Raw genomic sequence first — 23,506 nt, forward strand, 5'->3', positions numbered from 1 at the left:
AACCCATCTTTGCTTGATACCGACACTGGACAACGTAGGCCAGCATTGCGTGGCTAAAAATAGTGCGAGATGGTCAAGTAGCGTTGCCTAATGTGTTCTATCAATAGCTTAATCTTATTGGGCGGCTGCCTCGTAAAGGGATACACCGCGTAGATGCCTAACTTCTTTCCCACCAAATCAGGAAAAATGTCTACCAGCTGTCCGTTACGAAAATCATGATAAACCAAACACCTCGGCACATAGGCGATACCATGTCCCCCTAATGCAGACTTGCGCAGCGCAGTGGCATTATTGGTAGAGAAGCTTCCTGAGACCTTCACAATGTAATTGCCCTTATCGCCCTTAAACTCCCACTCACTCGCACCTGTGGTTTGGTAGGCGTATTGCAAGCAGTTATGCTCAGTAAGGTCGATGGGCTTGATTGGCTTGCCATGCTTGGCTATGTAGGAGGGAGAGGCGCAGACCACCCATTGAGAATCAATGATATGACGAGCAATCAAGCTTGAGTCTTCAAGATAACCGGTGCGAATGACCAAGTCATACCCGCCAGAGATCAGGTCCACAAATCGGTTATCTAAAGACATGTCCACTGATAGGCCTGGATGCAGGTTGCAGAACTCAGCAATGGCATCTGCCAGAATCAAATCCCCCGATATCGTGGGAACTGACATTTTAAGATGCCCAGAGATACTTTCTCCAAAACCGGAAACCGCGTCCTTTGCTTCTTGGGTGGCCTCGGTCACATTTTTGGCTTTATGCCACAAGGTCTTCCCCGCTTCCGTCAGACTCAATTTACGCGTTGTTCGATATAATAACTGCGCGCCTACATCCTCCTCCAATCTGGCAATTCGTTTGCTAACTACCGAATTTGTAAGGTTATTTTCCTCTGCCACCTTACTAAAGCTCCCCAGTTCTATGACCTGAGAAAATAGGATTAGATCATCTGCTCGCATCTTATTATGCCAATTTTGGAATTAATCATTTTCATTATTTCGCTATATCAATAAAAAAGAAAGGTCTAAATTCACACTCACTTAACAAACCCATTACAAAAACACATTCCTGAGCTGGTGATGATGTACAGCCTAAATAAAACTAGAGTACGAGGATGTACCCATGAGTGAAACACTATTGGCCTTGTTGGCCTTCTCGCCAATCGTTGTGGCGGCGATATTACTGGTCGGCCTCAACTGGCCCGCCAAAAAAGCCATGCCCGTGGCATTTACTTTAACTGTGGTGATAGCGCTAGCGTTCTGGGACATGTCCGCAAACAGGGTGCTTGCTTCTATCTTCCAAGGCTTAGGCATTACCGTGTCGGTGCTTTGGATTGTCTTCGGTGCCATCTTCTTACTCAACACTCTAAAGCACACCGGAGCCATTACTGTTATTCGCAACGGCTTTACGGATATCTCTAGCGATCGCCGTATACAAGCCATCATCATTGCTTGGTGTTTCGGCTCATTCATTGAGGGCGCATCTGGTTTTGGTACGCCTGCGGCCATTGCCGCTCCTCTGCTTGTCGCAATTGGCTTTCCTGCTTTAGCTGCGGTCCTTATGGGGATGATGATCCAGTCTACGCCTGTGTCATTTGGCGCGGTTGGCACCCCTATCATCGTAGGTGTCAACAAAGGGCTAGATACGCACAACATAGGTGAGTCACTTATCGCTCACGGCTCGACTTGGGACGCCTACCTACAGCAAATCACCTCTAGCGTTGCTCTAATACACGCGGTAGTCGGCACGCTTATTCCAGTGTTGATGGCAATGATGCTTACCCGCTTCTTTGGCAAAAATAAGAGCTGGAAAGAGGGATTAGACATTCTGCCGTTTGCCCTATTTGCAGGCCTTGCATTTACCATTCCTTATGCATTAACCGGTGTATTTCTTGGCGCTGAATTCCCATCTTTGATTGGCGGTATGCTTGGACTCGCCATTGTGGTTACAGCAGCGAAAAAGGGCTTCTTAGTACCGAAAAAACAATGGGATTTTGAGAGTGAAGATAAATGGCCAGCAGAATGGTTAGGCTCTCTAAAGATTGAACTGAAGCAAAAGACCACTGGCGCGCCAATGAGCCTAACAAAGGCATGGGCACCTTATGTGATGCTAGCCGTGATCCTTGTGGCGAGTCGCGTTAGCCCTGAATTCAAGGGCATGTTAAAGAGCGTCAGCCTATCCTTCGGTAATATCCTTGGTGAGACAGGCGTGAGCACAGCGATTCAGCCGCTTTATCTTCCCGGTGGCATCTTAGTCTTGGTTGCCCTACTCGCGGTCATTCTACAATCTGGAAACCTAAAGCCATTAGCGAGCGCGTTTGGAGAATCAAGCAAAACACTGATAGGCGCGGGCTTTGTGTTGTTGTTTACCATCCCTATGGTGCGAATCTTTATTAACTCTGGCATTAACGGTGCCGACCTAGCCAGCATGCCGGTCACTACGGCAAATTTTGCCGCTGATATTGTCGGCTCTGCCTTCCCTATGCTTAGTGCTACCGTAGGTGCGCTGGGTGCCTTCATTGCAGGCTCTAATACCGTATCCAACATGATGTTTAGCCAATTTCAATTTGAGGTAGCCCAAACACTAACTATCTCTAGTGCGGTAGTCGTGGCATTGCAAGCGGTTGGCGCAGCGGCTGGCAACATGATAGCGATTCATAATGTGGTAGCGGCATCGGCTACGGTGGGCCTTTTGGGTCGCGAAGGTGCGACCTTGCGCAAGACCATTATTCCCACCATCTATTACCTTGTAATGACAGGGATTATTGGCCTCACTCTCATTTATGGATTTCACTTTACAGATGCACTCATGAAATGACTTTTATGAACTAAAGTAAGTACTTAGCTAATAGTTTAGTTAAGTACTTACTCCATACGTACCGGCTTTACCGCTCATTTAATTTAAGCCGTCGACACCCAAATTTTGATACATGAACAAAGACATAAAAGAGCTGACATATGATCATTTCCGCTTCTACCGATTACCGAGCTGCAGCAAAAAGAAAGCTACCTCCCTTTTTGTTTCATTACATTGACGGTGGCTCATATGACGAGCGAACCCTAAGAAATAACACCCAAGACTTAGGTGACGTCGCACTGAGACAGCGAGTGCTCAATAACATGTCTGAGCTCAACCTTGAGACCGAGCTATTTGGAGAGAAGCTAGCAATGCCCATTGCCCTAGCTCCGGTTGGGCTAACGGGAATGTATGCGCGCCGAGGAGAAGTACAAGCAGCGAAAGCGGCCGAGAAAAAAGGCATCCCCTTTACCATGTCGACAGTATCAGTGTGCCCAATCGAAGAGGTCGCGCCTGCCATCAATAGGCCTATGTGGTTCCAACTCTACGTATTAAAAGATCGTGGCTTTATGAAAAACGTTCTAGAGCGAGCCAAAGCCGCTGGGGTTAAAACGCTCGTCTTTACCGTTGATATGCCGGTGCCCGGAGCGCGTTACCGAGATATGCATTCGGGTATGAGTGGTCCTCACGCGAATCTACGCCGAATTGCACAATCTATGCTTCACCCTAGTTGGGTTCTTGATGTGGGGCTTTTGGGTAAACCTCATGATCTCGGCAATATTTCAACCTACAGGGGTGAGCCAACCAAACTAGAAGATTACATTGGCTGGTTAGGCGCTAACTTTGACCCGTCAATTTCCTGGAAGGATCTCGAATGGATCCGCGATAGCTGGGACGGCTCTATGATCATCAAAGGTATCCTTGATGAAGAAGACGCAAAGGATGCCGTACGTTTTGGCGCAGACGGAATTGTGGTTTCAAACCATGGCGGTCGTCAATTGGATGGCGTGCTATCAAGCGCCAAGGCTCTCCCCGCAATCGCTGATGCGGTAAAAGGCGACCTAAAGATCTTGGCGGATTCAGGTATTCGTACCGGTCTTGATGTGGTTCGCATGTTGGCGCTCGGCGCTGACTGCACTTTGCTGGGTCGCTCTTTCGTTTATGCGTTGGCCGCTCAAGGAGGGCAAGGCGTTGAGAACCTACTCGATCTCTATGACAAAGAGATGCGCGTCGCTATGACGCTCACTGGCGCAAAGACCATCAAAGACCTCTCACAAGACTCGTTAGTTAAATCCATTTAATGGTTGCACACTATTTTGACTAGGACGCATTCAATGACCCAATTACTTTCCTCTGACTCTTTTCAACAGCTCGAAGCCTTGCTGACATCAAAAATTGCGCCCGAACGCATCATTACTCAGGAAGCCAAGCGCCTTGCCTATGGCACTGATGCCAGTTTTTATCGTTTGATTCCAAAGATAGTGCTGCAGCTGAAAGACCTAGATGAAGTAATTTTTGCCATTAATAGCTGTCGCGAGTTTGGTATTCACTGCACCTTTCGTGCGGCAGGTACGAGCTTGTCGGGTCAAGCATTGTCGGATTCCGTCTTAATTACCTTAACTGATGATTGGCGAGGGCATGAGATCGTTAACAATGGAGAGCAGATTGTACTGCAACCAGGCGTTATAGGTGCCGATGCAAATAAATACCTCGCTCCTTACCAGAGAAAAATTGGGCCTGATCCTGCCTCCATCAACACCTGTAAAATAGGCGGTATCGCGGCTAACAATGCCAGTGGCATGTGTTGCGGTACTGCTCAGAACTCTTATAAAACCGTTGCCAGCATGAAGTTGGTGTTTAGTAATGGCACACAGCTTGATACAGGTAGCTCAGAAAGTATCGCCGCATTTAAATCAGCGAACCCAGAGCTGATTCAAGGCATCACTTCGTTGTGCGAGAGCGTATCAAACAACACCGAGCTATCAGAGAAGATCAAACACAAATACCGCCTCAAGAATACGACAGGTTATGCACTCAATGCTCTAGTGGATTATCACGACCCTATCGATGTTATTGAGCATTTGATGGTGGGATCAGAAGGAACGCTTGGCTTCATTTCAGAGATTACCTACAACACGGTGGCGGAGCACCCAAACAAGGCCTCAGCACTGCTTGTTTTGCCCACCATTGAAGAGGCAAGCCTAGCGGTTACCACTTTATCAAAGTTGCCTGTCGCAGCTGTTGAGCTAATGGATGGGAGGGCACTTCGCTCTGTGGCAGATGAGCCAGGAATGCCTGGATTCATTAAGCATCTAGACTTAGATGCCACGGCCATCTTGATTGAGTCGCACGCTCATGACCAACAGCAACTTGATAAGCAGTGCTCGCAAGTCATGCAAGGCTTAGAGACTTATAACATCATCGAATCAGTACCCTTCACCAGCGAATCTGCGACCGTTGCGACCCTTTGGGGGATACGCAAGGGCATGTTCCCTGCGGTAGGCGCTGTGCGCGAAGTGGGAACGACCGTCATCATCGAAGATGTGGCCTTCCCTGTTGAAAACTTGGCTAATGGCATTCGCGACCTTCAATCCTTGTTCGATAAATACCACTACAGCGAAGCCATAATTTTTGGTCATGCACTAGAAGGCAACCTGCATTTTGTGTTTACTCAAGGCTTTGATTCTCAGTCGGAAATTGATCGCTATGGTCAGTTTATGGATGACGTAGCGGACCTTGTTGCAGTTAAATACCAAGGCTCATTGAAGGCTGAGCACGGCACGGGAAGGAACATGGCTCCGTATGTCGAGCTTGAATGGGGTAAGGAAGGCTATGCCTTGATGCAGCAGATTAAAGCCTTGTTTGATCCTAAAGGGCTCTTCAATCCTGGAGTCATCATCAATGACAACCCCCATTCACACATAGAAAACCTAAAGCCGATGCCTGCCGCAGACTCCTTGGTTGATCGCTGTATCGAGTGTGGTTTTTGTGAACCCGTTTGTCCTTCTAGGACGCTGACCTTGTCCCCAAGACAACGCATCGTGTTGTACCGCGAGCTTCAGCGCAGAAGAAACGCCGGAGAGGATACCAGCGCCTCAGAGCTGGAAGAAACCTTTAATTATCAAGGCATAGATACCTGCGCAGCAACCGGACTTTGTGCAGACCGTTGCCCTGTTGGCATTAATACGGGCGACCTGATTAAGCAGCTACGTATCGAGAAGTATCAAAAATACACCTCTATCGCTAAATGGACAGCGGATCACTTTGCAACCACCAGCATGCTGGCAAAAACCGGGCTCTCTGCTAATCAAGCCGCCTCAAAGCTGATGGGTGAGAAGGCCGTTGGCAAAATGACCAACGGACTTCGTAAGCTCACTAAGCAGGCCACACCGGTTTGGTTAAAAGAGTACCCTCAAGCAAATAAGTTTGATTTGGCAAAGCAAACATCAACACAACAGACTTCAAACAAGAAAGTCGTCTATATGCCCTCTTGCGCCAGCCGCAACATGGGGCAGCAAAATGACGCCCAAGACCAAAGGTCGCTCACTGAGGTGACGCTATCGCTATTAAACAAAGCGGGCTTCGAGATCGTTATTCCACAACAGCTTAATGAGCAATGCTGTGGTATGCCTTATGAAAGCAAGGGGATGAATGACCTTGCCCAAGAAAAATCTAACCAGCTCGAAGCTGTTCTTTGGCAGGCAAGTGAACAAGGAAAATACCCAGTACTGATGGATACCAGCCCTTGTGCCAAGCGCAGTATTGAACACTTCTCAAAGCCATTAGAGATTCTTGAGCCCGCAGGGTTTGCGGAGGCTTACTTGCTTGAGCATCTAGATATCAACCCACTCAACGAACCTGTCATGCTACATGTCACCTGCAGCTCAAGACGAATGGGGCTAGAACAGACCATGATGACACTGGCCAATGCCTGCACATCAAAGGTTATTGTACCCGAGCACATACAGTGCTGTGGCTGGGCAGGCGACAAAGGCTTTACCACGCCAGAGCTTAATGCGGCTGCGGTTCACCCGCTTAAAGAACAAGTACCAAAGGATTGCACTAGAGGCTTCAGCAACAGCAGAACCTGTGAGATAGGATTATCCCATCACAGTGGTGTTCCGTATCAATCCATTTTGTATTTGCTTGATGAGGTTTCAGTGGCGAAATAGGTGTATAGGCTGCCTTGTTGCGTGGCAGTAGCAATGACAGTGGCCGTAGTCGTGAGGACGTCATACTGGAAAACACACAGTGTTTATCCAGCATCTTAGAGTCTACGATTCCCTGCCATAGGCACTCTCTAAGATTCTGAATCAAGTTCAGAATGACGCACTTTGATGTCATTACCTATGCAAAGGACACCGTCATACTGGAAGATACGTAGTATCTATCCAGTATCTTAGAGCCTGCGAGACCCTACCATAGGCACTCTCTAAGATTCTGAATCAAGTTCAGAATGACGCACTGTGGGGACTACACCCACTCAACCCAACAACATCACTAACGTCATACTGGAAGATACGCAGTATCTATCCAGTATCTTAGAGCCTGCGAAACCCTGCCATAGGCACTCTCTAAGATTCTGAATCAAGTTCAGAATGACAGCCTTTGCCGTCCTTTGACGCCGTTATCCTCGCAACAATCAGCGTCATGCTGGCGAACGCCAGTATCTTGGAGCACACATAATCAGCCCTGCACCACCTAAGATTCCAGCTCAAGGCTGGAATGACGGGTCGTGGGGACTGTACCCGCTGAGCACTACCAAAATCACTAACATCACCACCGTCATACTGGAAGATACGCAGTATCTATCCAGTATCTTGGAGTCTGCGAAACCCGACCATAGACACTCTCTAAGATTCTGACTCAAGTTCAGAATGACGGCCTTTAACGTCCTTACCCTCAAAAAAAAGAGCCACATTCTCATGTGGCTCTTCAATTCATTCTCGACACAACCTTATCGGTTATTCGTCATCAAGCTCTACAAGCTTGGTGCTACCACCATGAGCTTTTTCACGTAGCTTTTGAATCACTGCGTAGAAGCCAGGGATCAACAAAGTACCCGCTAGAAGTACGCACAACAGACCGCCGACTAGGGAAATACCTAGCGAGTTCTGGCTGATGTGACCTGCGCCTGCCGCAAACACCAGAGGGAAGATACCTAGGATGAATGACCAAGAAGTCATGTTCACCGCTCTAAAGCGAAGGATACCACCCATAACCGCTGCTTTATCGATTTCTAGCCCGTTCTGTTCACGTTCATTCTTCGCAAATTCCACAATCAAGATTGCGTTCTTCGCGGCGAGTGCTATGAGTAGAACCAAGCCTATCTGCGCGTACAAGTTCAGAGGTAGTCCCGCCAAGTTCAGCGCCAAGAACGAGCCTAAGGTTGCGATAGGCACCACTAGGATGATCGCAATCGGAATAGTCCAACTCTCATACTGAGCCACCATGAATAGGTAGATAAAGATCAGAGCCAACGCAAACGCGTAGATTGCCTGATTACCTGCCAATTTTTCTTGGTATGCCATGCCAGTCCACTCGTACTGGTAGCCTTGAGGTAGCATTTCTTCTGCAACGCGCTCCATTGCTGCAATAGCATCACCACTAGAGAAGCCCGGACCTGGTTGGCCTTGAATAACCGCAGAACGATACATGTTATAGCGCCAAGCAACATCTGGCTCAAACACCTGCTCGTGGGTGATCAGAGTACTTAACGGAACCATCGCGCCTTGGTTGCTGCGCACGAAGAAGCGACCTAGATCATCCATCGAACCACGGTATTCACTATCAGCCTGCATGGTCACCCTGAAGTTCTTACCTAGCATAGTGAAGTCATTCACGTACATTGAACCAAGGTTACCCTGAAGGGTTTGGAAGATATCCGTTAGAGATACACCAAGCTGTTTCGCTTTCTCACGATCAATGTCTACATAGTAGTGCGGCACATTGGCGCGGAAGGTACTGAAGGTATACGCAATCTCTGGCTGTTTATTGGCTTCTTGAATCACATCGTTCATCAATTGCGCCAAGTCCGTACGGCTACGACCTAGCGTATCCTCAAGTACAAACTCAAAACCAGACGCCGAACCCATGCCAGGAACCGCTGGAGGACCCATTGCGAATACTACTGCATCCGGGATCTTGTTTGCAGCAATACCATTGATACGGTTTGAAATAGCAAACGAAGAATGCTCACCATCTAACGCAGCACGCTCATCCCATGTCTTCAACTTGATAAACAGAGAAGCACCGTTAGAAGCAGCAGCGCCTGTCATAAACGCATAGCCCGTTGCTGCTGTAATGCCTTCAACGCCCGGCTCTTGTTCAATCAGCGCCACTAACTCATCAGTCACAGCCTCAGTACGAGACAGAGACGCGGAATCAGGAAGCTGCACGTTGACTAGCAAGATGCCCTTGTCTTCTTGAGGTACGAAGGCTGTTGAGGTGTTTTTACCAAAGTAGGTTACCGCTGCCACCGCTGCAATGAAGAACACAAACAACAAGATCGCTTTCTTCACCAAGAAGCCTGCAAGGCGACCATAGCCTGCTGTAACCTTGTCTAAGCCATTGTTAAATGCCTTGTACCAGTTAGAGGTGTTACCACCGCCTTGCTTCAGTACCAATGAACACAGTGCTGGAGATAGCGTCAATGCGTTGATCGACGAGATCACAACCGAGATACAGATAGTCAGTGCGAACTGGCGATACATGATTCCCGTGATACCCGGCAACATAGCTACCGGCAAGAATACCGCCAGCAATACCAAGGTCGAGGTGACAATCGGACCGGTTACCTCTTTCATCGCCATCAAGGTAGCCTTGCGCGGTGTGAGAGAAGGGTCCTTACGCATCGTGGTATCAACGTTTTCGATAACCAGTATCGCATCATCCACCACGATACCGATGGCGAGTATGAGACCAAATAGGGTTACTGTATTGATGGTGAAACCGGTGATTTGCATAACCGCAAACGTACCGATAAGAGATACCGGAATCGCAACAACAGGAATCAAGGTTGCACGCGCACTACCCAAGAACAGGTAGGTTACAGCGATTACCAACAAGATCGCTTCAATAAGGGTCTTTACTACCCCTTTGATGGATTCTTCAACGAAAATAGTGGTGTCGTAGCTGCTCTCGTACTCCATTCCCTCAGGGAAGTTAACACTGAGGTTGTCCAGCATCTCCATAACTAAGCCACCACTTTCAAGGGCGTTAGCATCAGATTGAAGATTCAAGATAACGATAGAAGCATCTTGGCCACGGAACTGACCAGAGCCGTCGTAGAACTTCTTACCGAGTTCAACACGAGCCACATCTTTCAGATAAACCGCTGAACCGTCTTGATTAGCGCGAAGCATGACATTTTCAAACTCTTCAACGCTCTCCAGTCGGCCTTTAGTTACCAAGTTAAAGGTAACATCTGTCGCCGCTTCATACGGCGGTGCGCCTACTTTACCTGCGGCTACCTGTATGTTTTGCTCAGACAATGCGGCATAAACATCCGGCGTCGTTAGACCCAAGCTTGCTAGCTTCTCTGGATCTAGCCAAACACGCATTGAGAATTCACCACCACCCACAACGCTCACCTCACTGATGCCTTTAACACGCGCCAGCTGGTCTTTAACATTGAGGTTGATGTAGTTGATCAAGAATTGATCGTCGTGGGTACCTTCAGGTGAATAGAAGTTCAATACCATCAACATATCAGGAGAGCGTTTCTTAACCGTCACGCCTACAGAGCGAACTTCTGGTGGAAGCTTAGACTCTATCTGGGTAACACGGTTTTGCACGTTCACCTGTGCCATATCAGGGTCTGTTCCGACCTCGAACGTCACGTTAAGGTTATACGAACCATCGTTAGCACTCTTTGAAGACATGTAAATCATGCCCTCTACGCCATTGACCGAGGTTTCTATTGGGTCAGCAATGGCCTGTTCAACAGTTTCGGCACTCGCACCTGTGTAGTAAGCCGTTACGCTTACCGAAGGTGGACTGATTCTCGGGTACTCAGACACAGGCAATACTGCTAGTGAAATCGCTCCCGCCAGCGTCAAGATAATGGAGATAACCAGCGCAAACTTAGGGCGCTGGATAAAAAATCGACTCAACATACCGTTACTCCGACGCTTCTGGTTTCGCGTCAGCTATTTGCACAGCCAAGCCATTACGTACGCGCTGAAGCCCGCCAACGATAACCTTATCGGCCTCTCCAAGACCTGTTTTAACAATCACACCCTCTGGTGTTTGTACGCCTAGTTCAACATTACGTCTTTCTGCTACGTTGCCGTCGGTTACGATCATCACAAAATCACCGGCAATATCAGTCTGAACCGCACGACGTGGGATCACAACGGCAGGTTGGCTTTCTGTCGAGGCAATAACAACATTGATATGTTGTCCCGGTAATAAAGTATGCTTGCTGTTTGGCACTGATGCGCGCACAGCCAATGTACCTGTGGTTAGGTCGATACGGTTACCCACGAAATCTAATGTGCCTTTTTCAGGGTGTTGCTGGCCATCTTCAAGGTTCAGCGTTACCTCTACTTCACCACTACTAGACTCGCCGTCGCCTTCGTATTTATCGACGCCAAGTTGCAGACGCTCTCGCTCGCTCAACTGGAAAGAAGCATGTACAGGGTCAAGGCTAACTAAGGTCGTTAAAGTGCCAGAAGAAGCAGACAGCAAATCACCAATGCTCACCTTGGTATCGGCGATACGTCCAGAGAAAGGAGCAGTAATCTTGGTATATGAGAGATTGACTTCTGCTAGTAACAATTGCGCCTTAGCTGCTTCAAGTTGCGCAGCCGCACCTAATTGCTCTGCTTGACGAGCGTCATACTCTGATTGTGAGATATTGCCCTTCGGTAATAGATTCTTCGCACGCTTATAATCGTTTTCTGCACGCTTTAAATTCGCGGTTGCCTGTGCAACAGATGCTTTAGCACTCGCTACTTGAGCTTCAAACGACGAAGGTTCGATTGTATAAAGAAGCTGTCCTTTCTCTACTATTTGGCCTTCTTGGAAGTGGCGCTCTTTTAAGTAGCCCGTAACCTGTGCAGTAATGTCTACATCCTCGACCGCTTCTACGCGACCTACATAAGCCTTACTTGGCTGATGGGCAATAACTGCTGCCGGTTCCACAATTACAGTTGGTGCAGTTGCAGATTGCATAGGCTTCTGAGCCTCGCCACAACCAACTAAAAGCAAAGTGCTTGCCAAGCTCGCTGCCAGTAAAGATTTTTTCATTGAACAACCTTTTTCTAAATCAATAATCTTTTCGATATAGGACTTCATTTCAACATATCAAACAGATGAATAGTCGTTCAGTGTATTCGCGAAAATCAACGACCTTAACCTGTGATATGTAACCAATTGTTTCAAGTATGGTGTAATTTAGAAATCAGCACGAAAATTTAGAGCCCAAAACCTAAAAAAAGAAAAATAGAGGTCTTTTGATTTTTAGATTCAGTCAGATTGCAGCTCTTGAACCAATTCTAACCAGTCTTTTATCTCTTCTTTAAAGTGCTGCTTTTGTTCCGCAGAGGCGGTAGATATGATGGCTAATATACTTTGATTGGCTAATGCTCTGTTGCGCTCCAATTTGCCTATGAGCTCATTTGAATAGCCTTGCTCTGGATTGTTGATAAGGGTTGTTAACTCTTTTTGATAAAAAAACGGGTCGTCTCTGCGAGCGAACATGGTCTTAATACGGTCTCGAGTTTCGATCCGATAGAGCCCCCAATCCTGGTGAGTTCGCTCTATGCTTGACGACCACTCATAAGCGATGTTTTTTTGCTCGATCGATAAAGTTCCCAACCATCTACGCAAATTTTTCTCAATTCGTTCCTTATAACGGGTTCTCGTCTCCCGCTCACTCGTTTGAGAATATTTTTCAGAATACTCCTCATGCTGTTCGGTTAAATTCTGCAAAAACTCATCGATTTGCTCTTTTGACATAGATCGAGACAACGAATACAACTCGGGGGTTATCTCATTAGCAAGGCGTTTGATGTGTGTTCTAAACATCTGGTGCTGCTCAATCAAGAACTCTTCATCAATGAGTGATAGGTCTGCATCATAGAGGGATTGCAGTTGTGCTTCATAGCGCGGAAGCTCTTCAGTTTTGTGCCACTCGGTAAATTGCTTTAATTGAAGTTCGAGTATTTCTTCTTGATCGCCATCCAAGCTGACATAGTCTCCAATGAACTCCAACACGGCCCAATCTAAATTGCGATACATAAGCTTGGCTGTACACGCTGTAAGGGTCAGCAACAATGCGCTCACTAATAGTGTTTTCAGCCACTTCTGTCTTTGCATTATCATACTGCTTAACTGCTGCATCGCGCGTCCTGCTCCTAATTCAACAACTATTGCTCTTTATACCGAGCATGTATCACTTAGATCTCTAATCTTCAGTATTATTTAGCCTTTAACATTGTGCTAGCTTGGGGCTCAAATAAGTCGTAAGCATAAAAAAACCACGCCGAGGCGTGGTCTTAAATTCAAGAATAGAGTTGGCCTATGGCACCCCGTGCCCTTTTGAAGCGATCCAGACTCGATACCATTGTTCATTGGTCATCGTTAGTTCAAGAGACTTAACGGCAGACTCAACGCGGTCAATTTTACCAGAGCCAATAATCGCTAGTGGCTTAGAAGGTAATTTGCGAACCCAAGCATAAATCACCTGATCGATGCTGCTTGCACCTAGCTCTTCCTTCAAGGCTTCAAGCTCTTCTCTAACACGCACCGCTTGTTCACTAGTACCGCTAAAGATGCTACCACCACCTAAACAAGACCACGCCATTGGGCGAGTGCGCAATGTTTGCATCAGATCTAAGGTGCCGTCTTCAGTAACATCAAAGTTCAGTGGGTTTATCTCAACCTGATTGGTCACCAGTGGTGCGTCCAAACGAGATTGAAGCAATTCAAAGCCGCGAGACGTAAAGTTCGACACGCCAAAATGTGAGACCTTCCCTGACGCTTTAAGATCAGCGAATGCATCAGCCACTTCGTCTGCGTCCATCAGCGCGTCAGCACGATGCAGCAACAACACATCGATGTTATCCACTTGCAAGTTGCGCAGTGAATTCTCAACAGAAGCAACAATATGCTGCTTGGACGAGTTATAGTGATTGACCTTGCGCTCAGGTGTCTTATCGCCACACAACATAATATTGCACTTAGTCACGATCTCAATCTGCTGACGAACGCTCTTGTCCAGAGCTAACGCCTCACCAAACAAACGCTCACACTCATAGTTGCCATAGATATCCGCGTGATCAACCGTCGTTACACCGAGATCCACATGCTGCTTCAAGAAATCAAGGCGCTGCTGAGGGTTCATACCCCAATCACCAACACGCCAATAACCTTGAACAAGTTCGGATAAATTTGGCCCTTGAGGGGCTATAGATACTTTCTGTACCATGAAAAACTCCAAGAGGTAAGTTAAGTCCGTAGACCTTTGTTGCCCATCCTATTCGCAGAGCTAGTTGGGCTCAATTACAGAGTTTTCAATTGGGGTGTTTAAATGACAAAGTGTGAACTAAGCATCACATTATCAGTACCTCAGAAAGCTCATAGTGCGTGTTTGGGCTGGCCGCTTAGTAGAATCTTAATACTTAGGAAATTTGAATTCAGTGCTCACTAAGATCCTGGATAACTACTAACGTAGTTTCCAGGATGACGTTCTATGAACTTGTCATACTCACACCGAACTCCGTCATACTGGAAAACACGCAGTGTTTATCCAGTATCTTAGAATCTACGAAATCTAAATTTAGTGCTCACTAAGATCCTGGATAACTACGAACCTAGTTTCCAGGATGACATTCTATGAACTTGTCATACTCACACCGAACTCCGTCATACTGGAAAACACGAAGTGTTTATCCAGTATCTTAGAATCTACGAAATCTAAATTTAGTGCCCGCTAAGATCCTGGATAACTACTAACGTAGTTTGAAGGATGACGTTCTTTAACTTTGTCATACTCACAACGAACTCCGCCATACTGGAAAATTCGAAGTGTTTATCCAGTATCTTAGAATCTACGAAAGCTAAATTCAGTGCTCGCTAAGATCCTGGATAACTACGAACCTAGTTTCCAGGATGACGTTCTTTGACCTTGTCATACTCACACCGAACTCCGTCATACTGGAAAACACGAAGTGTTTATCCAGTATCTTAGAATCTACGAAATCTAAATTTAGTGCTCACTAAGATCCTGGATAACTACTTACGTAGTTTCCAGGATGACGTTCTATTAACTTATCATGCTCACAACGAACGCCGTCATACTCACACCAGTCCAGAATAGTAGTTTTCGAGATATATAGCTTCTCTTGATTCTAGCCACCCACTACCTCCGATAAACAATCTGTATCGAACTCCCATCACTGCGCCACTCAGCAAACCTCTTCTGATCAGCACTTCGCCAATAAAGGGTCCTTACCTCTGTCGCGGGATAACGATTAATCAGCTGTAGCACTTCTCTATCTACTTCGGTTTCTGATTTGTTGATCAGCGCCAATTCAACATCGAGCGTCACGCCATCAATCACCACTTTCATTAATTGAAAGCCATCTTGTCGAAGCCCTAGTTGCAGGTTATTAAAATAGGTAAGGCTAAATTCACCATTCAGCTCTAAAACAGGTTCCTGGGCATGGTCAAAGGTCACCTCTGCGTACATCGGGGTATGGTGAATCTTCACCTCATCGGTACAAAACAGCGGTTTATCGTCTTCTGCGCAATCAAACCATTCACCGGACTGGCGAAAATCCGTCTCACTCCAAGATGAGTACTGAGCTGAAATAAAGGGGTAGTACCAAGTAGGACTGGTCGCTGCTAATAACGGCCAAGACAAGAAGAAAAAACCAGCAAAAAGAGATAACCGAAACAGACGCATAGATGTGAGCTTGATAGCATAAGTGGTGAGATACTATAGCAAAAAGTGAGGCACAAATAATCCCTCAAACCGCCTCAACCTTTGCGCAGTTGATGATCTCGCTTACAAAATCTAACCACTTTAATTGAGCTCCATCCTAGCCTTGGTCATTCTAAGCCCAATCGATAAATCAGGGATTGAGTATTAATGACCATGAACAAAAGCCTAGCTTGTTGCGCTGTACTATCAGCCATCACTCTCTCAAGTAGCCTTGCGTATGCAGATCCAAATGTCTCCATAGCCACCACAACCACCGCTAGAGATTATCCATTAAATGCGAGCGAGCCTCTCGTTGTCACGCTAAATAAAGACAGCTACGTATTTAAGGTCACCGGCATTGAGGGGGAGTGTGTTGCACCAGAAGAGCAACGTATTCGTTTTAATACTCCCCTTGGTTTGAACTGCAATGCAGAAACAGAACTGCCCATTAAGATCCGTTTTTCCGGCGATTACGCCATCGCCTATGACGACCAACAGCAAACGCTGTCCATAAAGCGTCAACCTAAGAAGTCCACTAAAAAAGAGTTCGTTCGCCCACTTCCTAAGGTAGGTTGTGAAACCTATACCGACATGCCTGCCGTAATTAACGTCGCAGGCACCTTTGCAGACGGCACGGAACTCAAAGAGACCTTTAGCGGGCAAACCGCAACAGTGAAAAATGGCACTGTCACTTTCAACCCTACTCGAGAGACTGGCGCTGTCATGCTCATCGAAAAGGTCGCCACCAAGTCTAAAGCCGATAAAGCATTGGACTGGCGCAATGCCAATATTTACTTCGTCATGGTGGATAGATTTAACAATGGCGAGAAGAGTAACGATAACAGCTATGGTCGCCTTAAGGATGGCCAACAAGAAGTCGGCACTTTCCATGGCGGTGACCTAAAAGGTGTTATAGAAAAGCTGGATTACATTCAATCTCTAGGAACAGATGCTATTTGGCTATCGCCTATTGTTGAGCAAGTACACGGCTTTGTCGGCGGTGGCGACAAAGGCTCATTCCCATTTTATGCCTACCACGGGTATTGGGCGCGAGACTTTACCAAGATTGATCAAAACTTCGGCAACGATGAAGACTTAAAGACATTGGTTACCGAGGCACATAAGCGAGGCATTAAGGTCATGCTTGATGCCGTCATTAACCACCCAGGCTACGCTACGCTTGCGGATATTCAACACGATAACTTGCAAGTACTCACCCCTGACGCAAAAGGTAAAGACCTAACACAATGGAAGCCAGAGTCTGGTAAAAACTGGCACTCTTCCCATGATCTTGTCGACTACAAAAGTGAGAACTGGTCGCAGTGGTGGGGAGCCGATTGGGTTCGCTCTGGCTTACCTGGTTATGACAGCCCGGGAAGCAGCGATAAAACGCTCACCCTAGCAGGGCTACCTGACTTTAAAACCGAGTCGGATAAGGCGGTAACGCCACCACAATGGTTATTGGATAACCCTGGCACCCGAGTAGTTGAGAAAGACGATTATCGTGTGGCTGACTACTTGGTAGAGTGGCAAACCGACTGGGTTAAGCGCTTTGGCATTGATGCATTTCGTGTAGACACAGTGAAACACGTTGAGGGTGATGTGTGGCTAGAACTTAAGGCGAAGGCCAGTGAGAATCTCGCTCAATGGCAAAAAGAGAACAATCGACCTCAAGAGTCCTTTTGGATGATGGGTGAAGTATGGGCACACTCAGCGTATCGCTCGCCATATGCCGATGAAGGCTTTGATGCGTTGATTAACTTCGATATGCAAAAGCAGCTAGATCGTGGAGCCGTTTGTTTCTCTGATATGCGCAAGACCTACACAAACTACAGCACAGAGATCCAAGAAAACCCGGGCTATACCCCAGTAAGCTACATGTCTTCACATGATACTGAATTATTTTTCGCTCGCTTTAAATCATTGGAGATGCAGCGTAATGCAGCCAATGCCCTATTACTCTCTCCTGGCGCAATTCAGATCTATTACGGTGATGAAGTGGCACGCGATATCGGTCCATACGCCGATGACTTCCACCAAGGTACGCGTTCCGACATGGTTTGGAAGCTAGATGCAGAGCGACAAGCACTTCTTGCACACTGGCAAACACTAGGTCAGTTCCGTCAGCGTCACCCGGCCATTGGTGGCGGAGTACATAAAGACATCAATCAAGAGCGTGGCTATGGATTCTCTAGAACCTTAGAGGATGATGCTGTGCTTGTTTATTACTCTGGCAAGTAAACCCTGACCACCAAAAAAAACTAAGCCCTGCACTCGCAGGGCTTAATTTCTATATTCTCATTACGGCAACTAAAAACCGCTCTCTTCAGCATCTTGCTTCTTGATCGCTTTATGGCCATCTTCTGACACGCCCTGCTTCCAGTAACTACTGATATAGATATCTTGCTTATCGATTTCTTTATCATTTCTGAAGTACTGTCTCAGTTCTCGCATAGAGTCGAAGTCTGTAGCGACCCAGACAAATGGATTTCCATCAAGCCATGTCTGTGCTTGGGCATGCTCGCTTAGTGAGTCTTCTGCGTGGATCCATATCGCTTGCATATTCGAAGGGAGTTCAATGGACTGAATATCCTCTTGCTCATGAACCTGAATGACAGCATAGCCCTTAGCATCAGAAGGAAGAGTGCGGGCCTTTGCAGATAGTGCCGGAAGGCCTGTCATATCCGCTACCATGAAGAACCAATCCGCCTCTAAATTAATATCAGCTATTGGGCCTGGCCCCATGATGCTAATTTCATCGCCGACCTTAGCGGTGTTAGCCCAGCGGGCCGCAAAACCACATTGTAAGTCGTGGGTAATATGGCGGACAAAGTCGACTTCAATAGTGCTTTCATCAGGGAAAAAGCGACGTATGGTATACGTTCGCATAACAGGTCTTTGCCCTTCCACCATAGCTGCAATCGTGTTGCCTTCAGAATCAAATAAGAACTTTATATAGCTCCCCTCACAATCTTCAGGAAACGCCGCTAACGCCTCACCCTTCAATCGAATTCTCTGCATATTGGGGGAGATTTGATCAGAACTGACTACAGTGACGCGCTTTGGTGATGGTTTTTTTCGGCTCATATTCACTACTCTGTTAACTACCTGATTCTTTTAGATTAGAGCTTGTTTTACAAAGAGGCGAGAAAGAATCGGTATCTAGATTAATCAATCGACACGCCCTCCCGCTTTTTGGGTCTATCAAACTCCCATTGGATTATCTAAATGATAACTATTTGTATTATTGATAACAAGAAAGATTATCTATATGACAACATCTTTTATCCAATTAACTTAACTCATTGAAATTATGTGATTAATTTTTCTGGCACGGCACTTGCTATATCTAAGACATCAATGAACTAATCATTTTGACAAGAGAGCAGCATGAACCAGATGTTTCTAGAAAACAGAACAGAAGAAGCTTTTATTGAAGAGCTGCATTGCAATGCTAGAGAGTGCTGCGAAGTAAGGTACACCTATGCCATAGGTTCTTTGGTTGAACGTCTGCTTAACCGCCTAAGCAATGCGTGGGCAAGCTGCTCTACTAAGTCATAACAACGAATACTTTTATAATGAATCGCATACCACACAGGTGAAAATTATGAGCCATTTACGAATCCCAAAAGATTGGACCATCCAACGCTCGACCCCTTTCTTTACCAAAGACAACGTACCTCAAGCATTGTTAACCCACCACAATACGGCGGCAGAGGTGTTTGGACAGCTTTGTGTAATGGAAGGTAGCGTAACCTATTTTGGCTTTGCTGATGAGCATGCAACTGAACCAGAACTAACGGTGGTTATTCATGCCGGTCAGTTTGCTACCAGCCCACCACAATACTGGCATCGCATTGAAATGACAGATGATGCCCAATTCAATATCAACTTCTGGTCCAATGCAGACAAACGCGATCAGCCTATGTTCCACGCAAAAAAATCTTAACCTTAATTAATGAGAAAGGAGCAATGGCATTGTGAAAGCGCCATTGCTCTATTTTAATTAGCCAACAAACTTGGCCAGTTAACATCCGCATTAGCAACGTTTCTAGGGATGTCTTTTTGCCATTTGGCTTGAATGGATTTGTTGTAGTTTAGGTAAAGCTTATCGTCGTGAATATACCAAGCATTCGGGTCTATCTTGGCGGTGTATCCCTGACTCACAGCCCAAGCACAATAGCCGCCATATTGCGGTGCGTATTTCTCAGGATTCTCGATAAAGGCACTTTGGTTTTTACTTGAGGAAAAGTACCAAGTCGCATCATTCCATTCATACTTATATTGTTTACTTCCCTCTACAGGTTTGCCCTCTGCAAAATAAGCAACGGGATCATAGCCCTGAATCGCCTTACCAAAGAAGTCACTATAAACAGGCTCAACCGCCAATGCGGGGCGGGTCAACATAAACACCACAACAAGTGCACTAAGTAGTCGAAGTAAGCTCTTCAGTCTCATGATCATTCCCTATACGTTGTTATTGTCCTCAATATAGAAATGATAGATGAGCAGAAAATTTCAACATCTTGTTCAAATGACAATGCAGCAGAAAAAAAAGCGCTCAAGAGAGCGCATTTTTATAAGTTAAACCGTGGCACCGATATACAAGAGCACACAAGTTACAAAGAAAGAAATAACGATGAAGGGCATCACCCACTTAAGGAATCGTCCATAAGGGATTCTGGCTAGCGCTAACCCCGCAACTAAGTGTCCCGCCGTTGGTGCAAACAGGTTGATCCATCCCGACGCTGATTGGTAGGCCGTTACCATAATGTCACGACTGACATTCGAGAAGTCAGCAAGTGGCCCCATCAGTGGCATGGAAACTGTCGCCAAGCCTGAGGTTGAAGGGATAAAGAAAGCCAATACAATATGAACAACGTAGGCGACTACGGTAAACACACCACCGTTAAGCCCTTGAACCATACCCTCCGACCAATTCAAGATCGAGTCAATGATCTGCCCGTCACCCATAACCACATAAATGCCGCGAGCAACTGCTACCACTAAGGCAACCCCAATTAGGTCTCGAGCCCCTTCGATAAAGGTCTCAATATATTTTGCCTCGGGAACGCGGTTAATGAGCGCTATTACTATAGAGGCCGTAAAGAACAAGGTAGAGAGTTCATCGAACCACCAGCCCAAAGTAGGAACAAAGGTGATCCCCATATCTGACCATGGGATCACGCCGTAGATCATGACCAAGAAGGTACCAAAAAACACAGTCATTGTGAGTTTACGAATGGGTGTGAACTCTAGGGTTTGAGGCTCTTTACTGAATTCATCATCAAATTCAACACCGTCCAACACAGATAAAGATTTATCCGCTTTCGTTTTCGCCGCATAACGCATCACAAAGATAATGGCGATAAGCAGCAAAGTAGCCCAGATAGCTAAACGAAGCACTACGCCCTCGCCTATGGGCAGACCCGCAAAGCGAGAGGCGATACCGGTTGCGAACGGGTTGACGGTCGATGCCAAAACACCAACACCTGAGCCAAGCAAAATTACGCCTGCGGTTACCATGCGGTCATACCCTGCCGCACTCATCACCGGCAGAATTAACGCCCAGAACGCGACGGTTTCCTCTGCCATGCCAAATGAGGTACCGCCAAGGGCAAACAAGGTCATAAGGATGGGAATTAAAAACTGTTCATGACCTTTAAAGCGATCGACTACTGCCGCAACACCTGCATCCATAGCCCCTGTTCGCATGGTTACCGCAAGGAAACCACCAATGATAATCACAAACAGTGCGACGTCCGCAGACTCGTGAAAGCCCTTAATCGGCGCAAGCAGTACATCACCCACACCTTGCGGAGACGATTCCAACTCAGTGTAAGAGCCTGGGATAGGTAATAGACGCTCTCCCCCAGCATAATCAGCTACGTCAGCAGCCTTGACCAACTGATGAGTCTCAGCGGTTTTATAATCGTATTTTCCTGCCGGAATAACCCAAGTCATTGCAGCTACAAGCGCAATAATTATGAAAAGTATGGTGTAAACGGTGGGTAGCTTAAATCTTGGTGTTTTGACGCTCATACTCGTTCCTCTAAGTACTATGTCGTTAAATCATGTTCGTGCAATCGGATGCACAGGCATGCTTAGAACTATAGGAAATTCTGAGAATGAAGAGCTGAATGAGATTTAAGTGTGCAGATACGAAAGGAACTTTTCAAAAGCGGCAGGTAAAAAAATACCTAGCCAAAGGCTAGGTATTAAAGAAAACTATTTGGCTATGAGCTTTAGATAGCCCAGCCACCTGCATAGAAGGCAACTAGAACGATAGTGATCAGCACGATACCTAGGTTTAGCTTCTTCCATTCTCCAGCGAACACGCGCCCTACAACCAAGCACAGGAAGCCAAGCATAATGCCCGTTACTATGTTACCTGTTAGTACGATGAACACGGCACAAACAAGACCGGCAAGTGCATCTACAGAATCGTCGAAGTCTAGCTTGCGAACGTTGCCTAGCATTAGTAGGCCCACGTACATTAGCGCAGGCGCCGTTGCATAGGCAGGCACTAGGTAGCTAATTGGAGCCAAGAAAAGTAGGAATAAGAAAAGCACACCTACCACTACAGCGGTTAAACCTGTTTTGCCACCCGCAGCTGTACCTGCTGCTGACTCAATGTAAACCGCCGCAGGAGCGCCACCTACAGCGCCAGAAACGATACTTGAAACAGAATCCGAGGTCAGCGCTTTGCCACCATCGATAATGTTGCCGTCTTTATCAAGAAGGTTTGCTTGACCGGCTACCGCACGAATCGTACCCGTCGCATCAAAGATAGCGGTCATCACCAAAGCAAGCACACTTGGCAGGACGATAGGGTTAAGTGCACCCATAATATCCATAGTGCCAATCAAAGAGTTTTCACCACCAATGCTTGGAAGGGCAAAGAAGCCTTGATATTGCACTGAAGGATCAAAGATCAAACCAAATACCGAGATAGCGATAATGACTAGCAAGATACCACCAGGAACCTGACGCTTCTCTAGGCCAAAGATAGCCGCTAGACCTAGCATTGACATGATCACAGGGAAAGACGTGAATTCACCCAATGTTACCGGCAAGCCCTCTACTGGGTTCTTGATAACAAGGCCAACACCACTTGCTGCAATAAGAAGCAAAAACAAGCCGATGCCGATACCTGTACCGTGGGCGATACCAGCAGGTAGGTTCGTTAAGATCCACTGACGTACACCGGTAACCGTGATCGCAGTAAAGATAACACCCATTAAGAACACTGCGCCTAGAGCAACAGGAATAGAGATGCCCTGTCCTAGAACCAAGCTAAAAGCAGTAAAGGCGGTTAATGAAATAGCACAGCCAATCGCCATTGGCAGATTAGCCCAAAGACCCATCAACAAAGAGCCAAACGCCGCTACTAAACACGTTGCGATAAACACTGAGCCTTGGTCAAAGCCCGCAGCACCTAACATGCTTGGTACCACAATTACTGAGTACACCATTGCCAAGAAGGTTGTTAAACCCGCTACCACTTCACGGCGTACATTACTGCCACGTTGTGAAATCAAGAAGAAGGTGTCTAACCAACTGCCTTTTGCAGATGCACCGTTTGCTTGGGGTGCGCTATTCTCGGACATGCTATTTCCTTTGTATTACTAGAAAAACGAATAAATAGGAGCGTTCTTCATCAAAAATGTGAGTAAAGATTTCAGAGGCGAGAAAATACAGGTAAACGTTTGCGTGTGCAATAGTTACAACTGAAGGTTTCATCTTTGGAACGAAAAAAGGGAGCCTTAGCTCCCTCACAGTACT

Annotated in this window: 16 protein-coding genes; 6 read left to right on the forward strand and 10 right to left on the reverse strand. The window is 46.6% G+C overall.

All coding sequences use genetic code 11. The features are described 5' to 3' along the window. Window positions 1-53: 53 nt before the first annotated feature. The gene (locus OCU35_RS17900) at window positions 54-953 is read right to left on the reverse strand and encodes a LysR family transcriptional regulator (RefSeq protein ID WP_017031955.1); all 900 of its coding nucleotides are present in this window, start codon (window positions 951-953) and stop codon (window positions 54-56) included. A gap of 163 nt (window positions 954-1,116) precedes the next feature. On the opposite strand from OCU35_RS17900, the gene OCU35_RS17905 reads away from it, so the two are divergent. From OCU35_RS17905 to OCU35_RS17915, 3 genes are all read left to right on the forward strand, one after another. After that, window positions 1,117-2,811: an L-lactate permease gene (locus OCU35_RS17905; protein ID WP_065210512.1), complete on the forward strand. Its 1,695-nt coding sequence runs from the start codon at window positions 1,117-1,119 to the stop codon at window positions 2,809-2,811. A gap of 140 nt (window positions 2,812-2,951) precedes the next feature. Beyond that, a complete protein-coding gene (lldD, locus tag OCU35_RS17910) occupies window positions 2,952-4,091 on the forward strand; it encodes an FMN-dependent L-lactate dehydrogenase LldD (protein WP_261826126.1) in 1,140 nt (379 codons plus the stop codon). A 33-nt stretch (window positions 4,092-4,124) separates the two neighbouring features. Further along, window positions 4,125-6,962 carry an FAD-binding and (Fe-S)-binding domain-containing protein gene (locus tag OCU35_RS17915; RefSeq protein WP_261826127.1) on the forward strand — a complete coding sequence of 946 codons (2,838 nt, stop codon included), beginning with the start codon at window positions 4,125-4,127 and terminating at the stop codon, window positions 6,960-6,962. Between the two features lie 792 nt (window positions 6,963-7,754). Here OCU35_RS17915 and OCU35_RS17920 read toward each other — a convergent pair. The 5 genes from OCU35_RS17920 to OCU35_RS17940 all read right to left on the reverse strand — a co-directional run bounded on the left by OCU35_RS17920 (window position 7,755) and on the right by OCU35_RS17940 (window position 15,703). Then, window positions 7,755-10,907, reverse strand: a complete 3,153-nt coding sequence (locus tag OCU35_RS17920) for an efflux RND transporter permease subunit (RefSeq protein WP_261826128.1) — start codon at window positions 10,905-10,907, stop codon at window positions 7,755-7,757. Between the two features lie 4 nt (window positions 10,908-10,911). Continuing rightward, on the reverse strand, window positions 10,912-12,042 hold the full coding sequence (locus OCU35_RS17925) for an efflux RND transporter periplasmic adaptor subunit (RefSeq protein WP_065211015.1): 1,131 nt from the start codon (window positions 12,040-12,042) through the stop codon (window positions 10,912-10,914). Window positions 12,043-12,261: 219 nt separating this feature from the next. Continuing rightward, window positions 12,262-13,113, reverse strand: coding sequence for a DUF6279 family lipoprotein (locus OCU35_RS17930; protein WP_261826129.1), 852 nt, complete (start codon window positions 13,111-13,113; stop codon window positions 12,262-12,264). A 202-nt stretch (window positions 13,114-13,315) separates the two neighbouring features. Continuing rightward, on the reverse strand, window positions 13,316-14,224 hold the full coding sequence (locus OCU35_RS17935) for an aldo/keto reductase (RefSeq protein ID WP_261826130.1): 909 nt from the start codon (window positions 14,222-14,224) through the stop codon (window positions 13,316-13,318). 933 nt (window positions 14,225-15,157) lie between these two features. Continuing rightward, entirely contained in the window at window positions 15,158-15,703 is a 546-nt protein-coding gene (locus tag OCU35_RS17940) for a hypothetical protein (protein ID WP_261826131.1), read from the reverse strand. A 186-nt stretch (window positions 15,704-15,889) separates the two neighbouring features. Here OCU35_RS17940 and OCU35_RS17945 point away from each other — a divergent pair, with 186 nt between their 5' ends. After that, complete coding sequence (locus tag OCU35_RS17945; RefSeq protein WP_261826132.1) at window positions 15,890-17,962, forward strand: alpha-amylase; 2,073 nt, start codon at window positions 15,890-15,892, stop codon at window positions 17,960-17,962. Between the two features lie 69 nt (window positions 17,963-18,031). Here OCU35_RS17945 and OCU35_RS17950 read toward each other — a convergent pair whose 3' ends face one another. Next, complete coding sequence (locus OCU35_RS17950) at window positions 18,032-18,808, reverse strand: siderophore-interacting protein (RefSeq protein WP_261826133.1); 777 nt, start codon at window positions 18,806-18,808, stop codon at window positions 18,032-18,034. A gap of 303 nt (window positions 18,809-19,111) precedes the next feature. Between OCU35_RS17950 and OCU35_RS17955 the strand changes: the two genes are divergently transcribed. Then, window positions 19,112-19,282, forward strand: coding sequence for a hypothetical protein (locus OCU35_RS17955; RefSeq protein ID WP_170961737.1), 171 nt, complete (start codon window positions 19,112-19,114; stop codon window positions 19,280-19,282). 46 nt (window positions 19,283-19,328) lie between these two features. Continuing rightward, window positions 19,329-19,670, forward strand: a complete 342-nt coding sequence (locus OCU35_RS17960; RefSeq protein WP_017031944.1) for a DUF1971 domain-containing protein — start codon at window positions 19,329-19,331, stop codon at window positions 19,668-19,670. A 53-nt stretch (window positions 19,671-19,723) separates the two neighbouring features. Here OCU35_RS17960 and OCU35_RS17965 read toward each other — a convergent pair whose 3' ends face one another. From OCU35_RS17965 to OCU35_RS17975, 3 genes are all read right to left on the reverse strand, one after another. Next, entirely contained in the window at window positions 19,724-20,179 is a 456-nt protein-coding gene (locus OCU35_RS17965) for a YHS domain-containing (seleno)protein (protein ID WP_290242898.1), read from the reverse strand. A gap of 126 nt (window positions 20,180-20,305) precedes the next feature. Beyond that, window positions 20,306-21,763: a YfcC family protein gene (locus tag OCU35_RS17970; RefSeq protein ID WP_261826134.1), complete on the reverse strand. Its 1,458-nt coding sequence runs from the start codon at window positions 21,761-21,763 to the stop codon at window positions 20,306-20,308. 203 nt (window positions 21,764-21,966) lie between these two features. Further along, the gene (locus tag OCU35_RS17975) at window positions 21,967-23,331 is read right to left on the reverse strand and encodes an NCS2 family permease (RefSeq protein ID WP_065210502.1); all 1,365 of its coding nucleotides are present in this window, start codon (window positions 23,329-23,331) and stop codon (window positions 21,967-21,969) included. Between the last annotated feature and the right edge of the window lie 175 nt (window positions 23,332-23,506).

The organism is Vibrio breoganii, assembly GCF_024346795.1.
Classification (GTDB): Bacteria; Pseudomonadota; Gammaproteobacteria; order Enterobacterales; family Vibrionaceae; genus Vibrio; species Vibrio breoganii.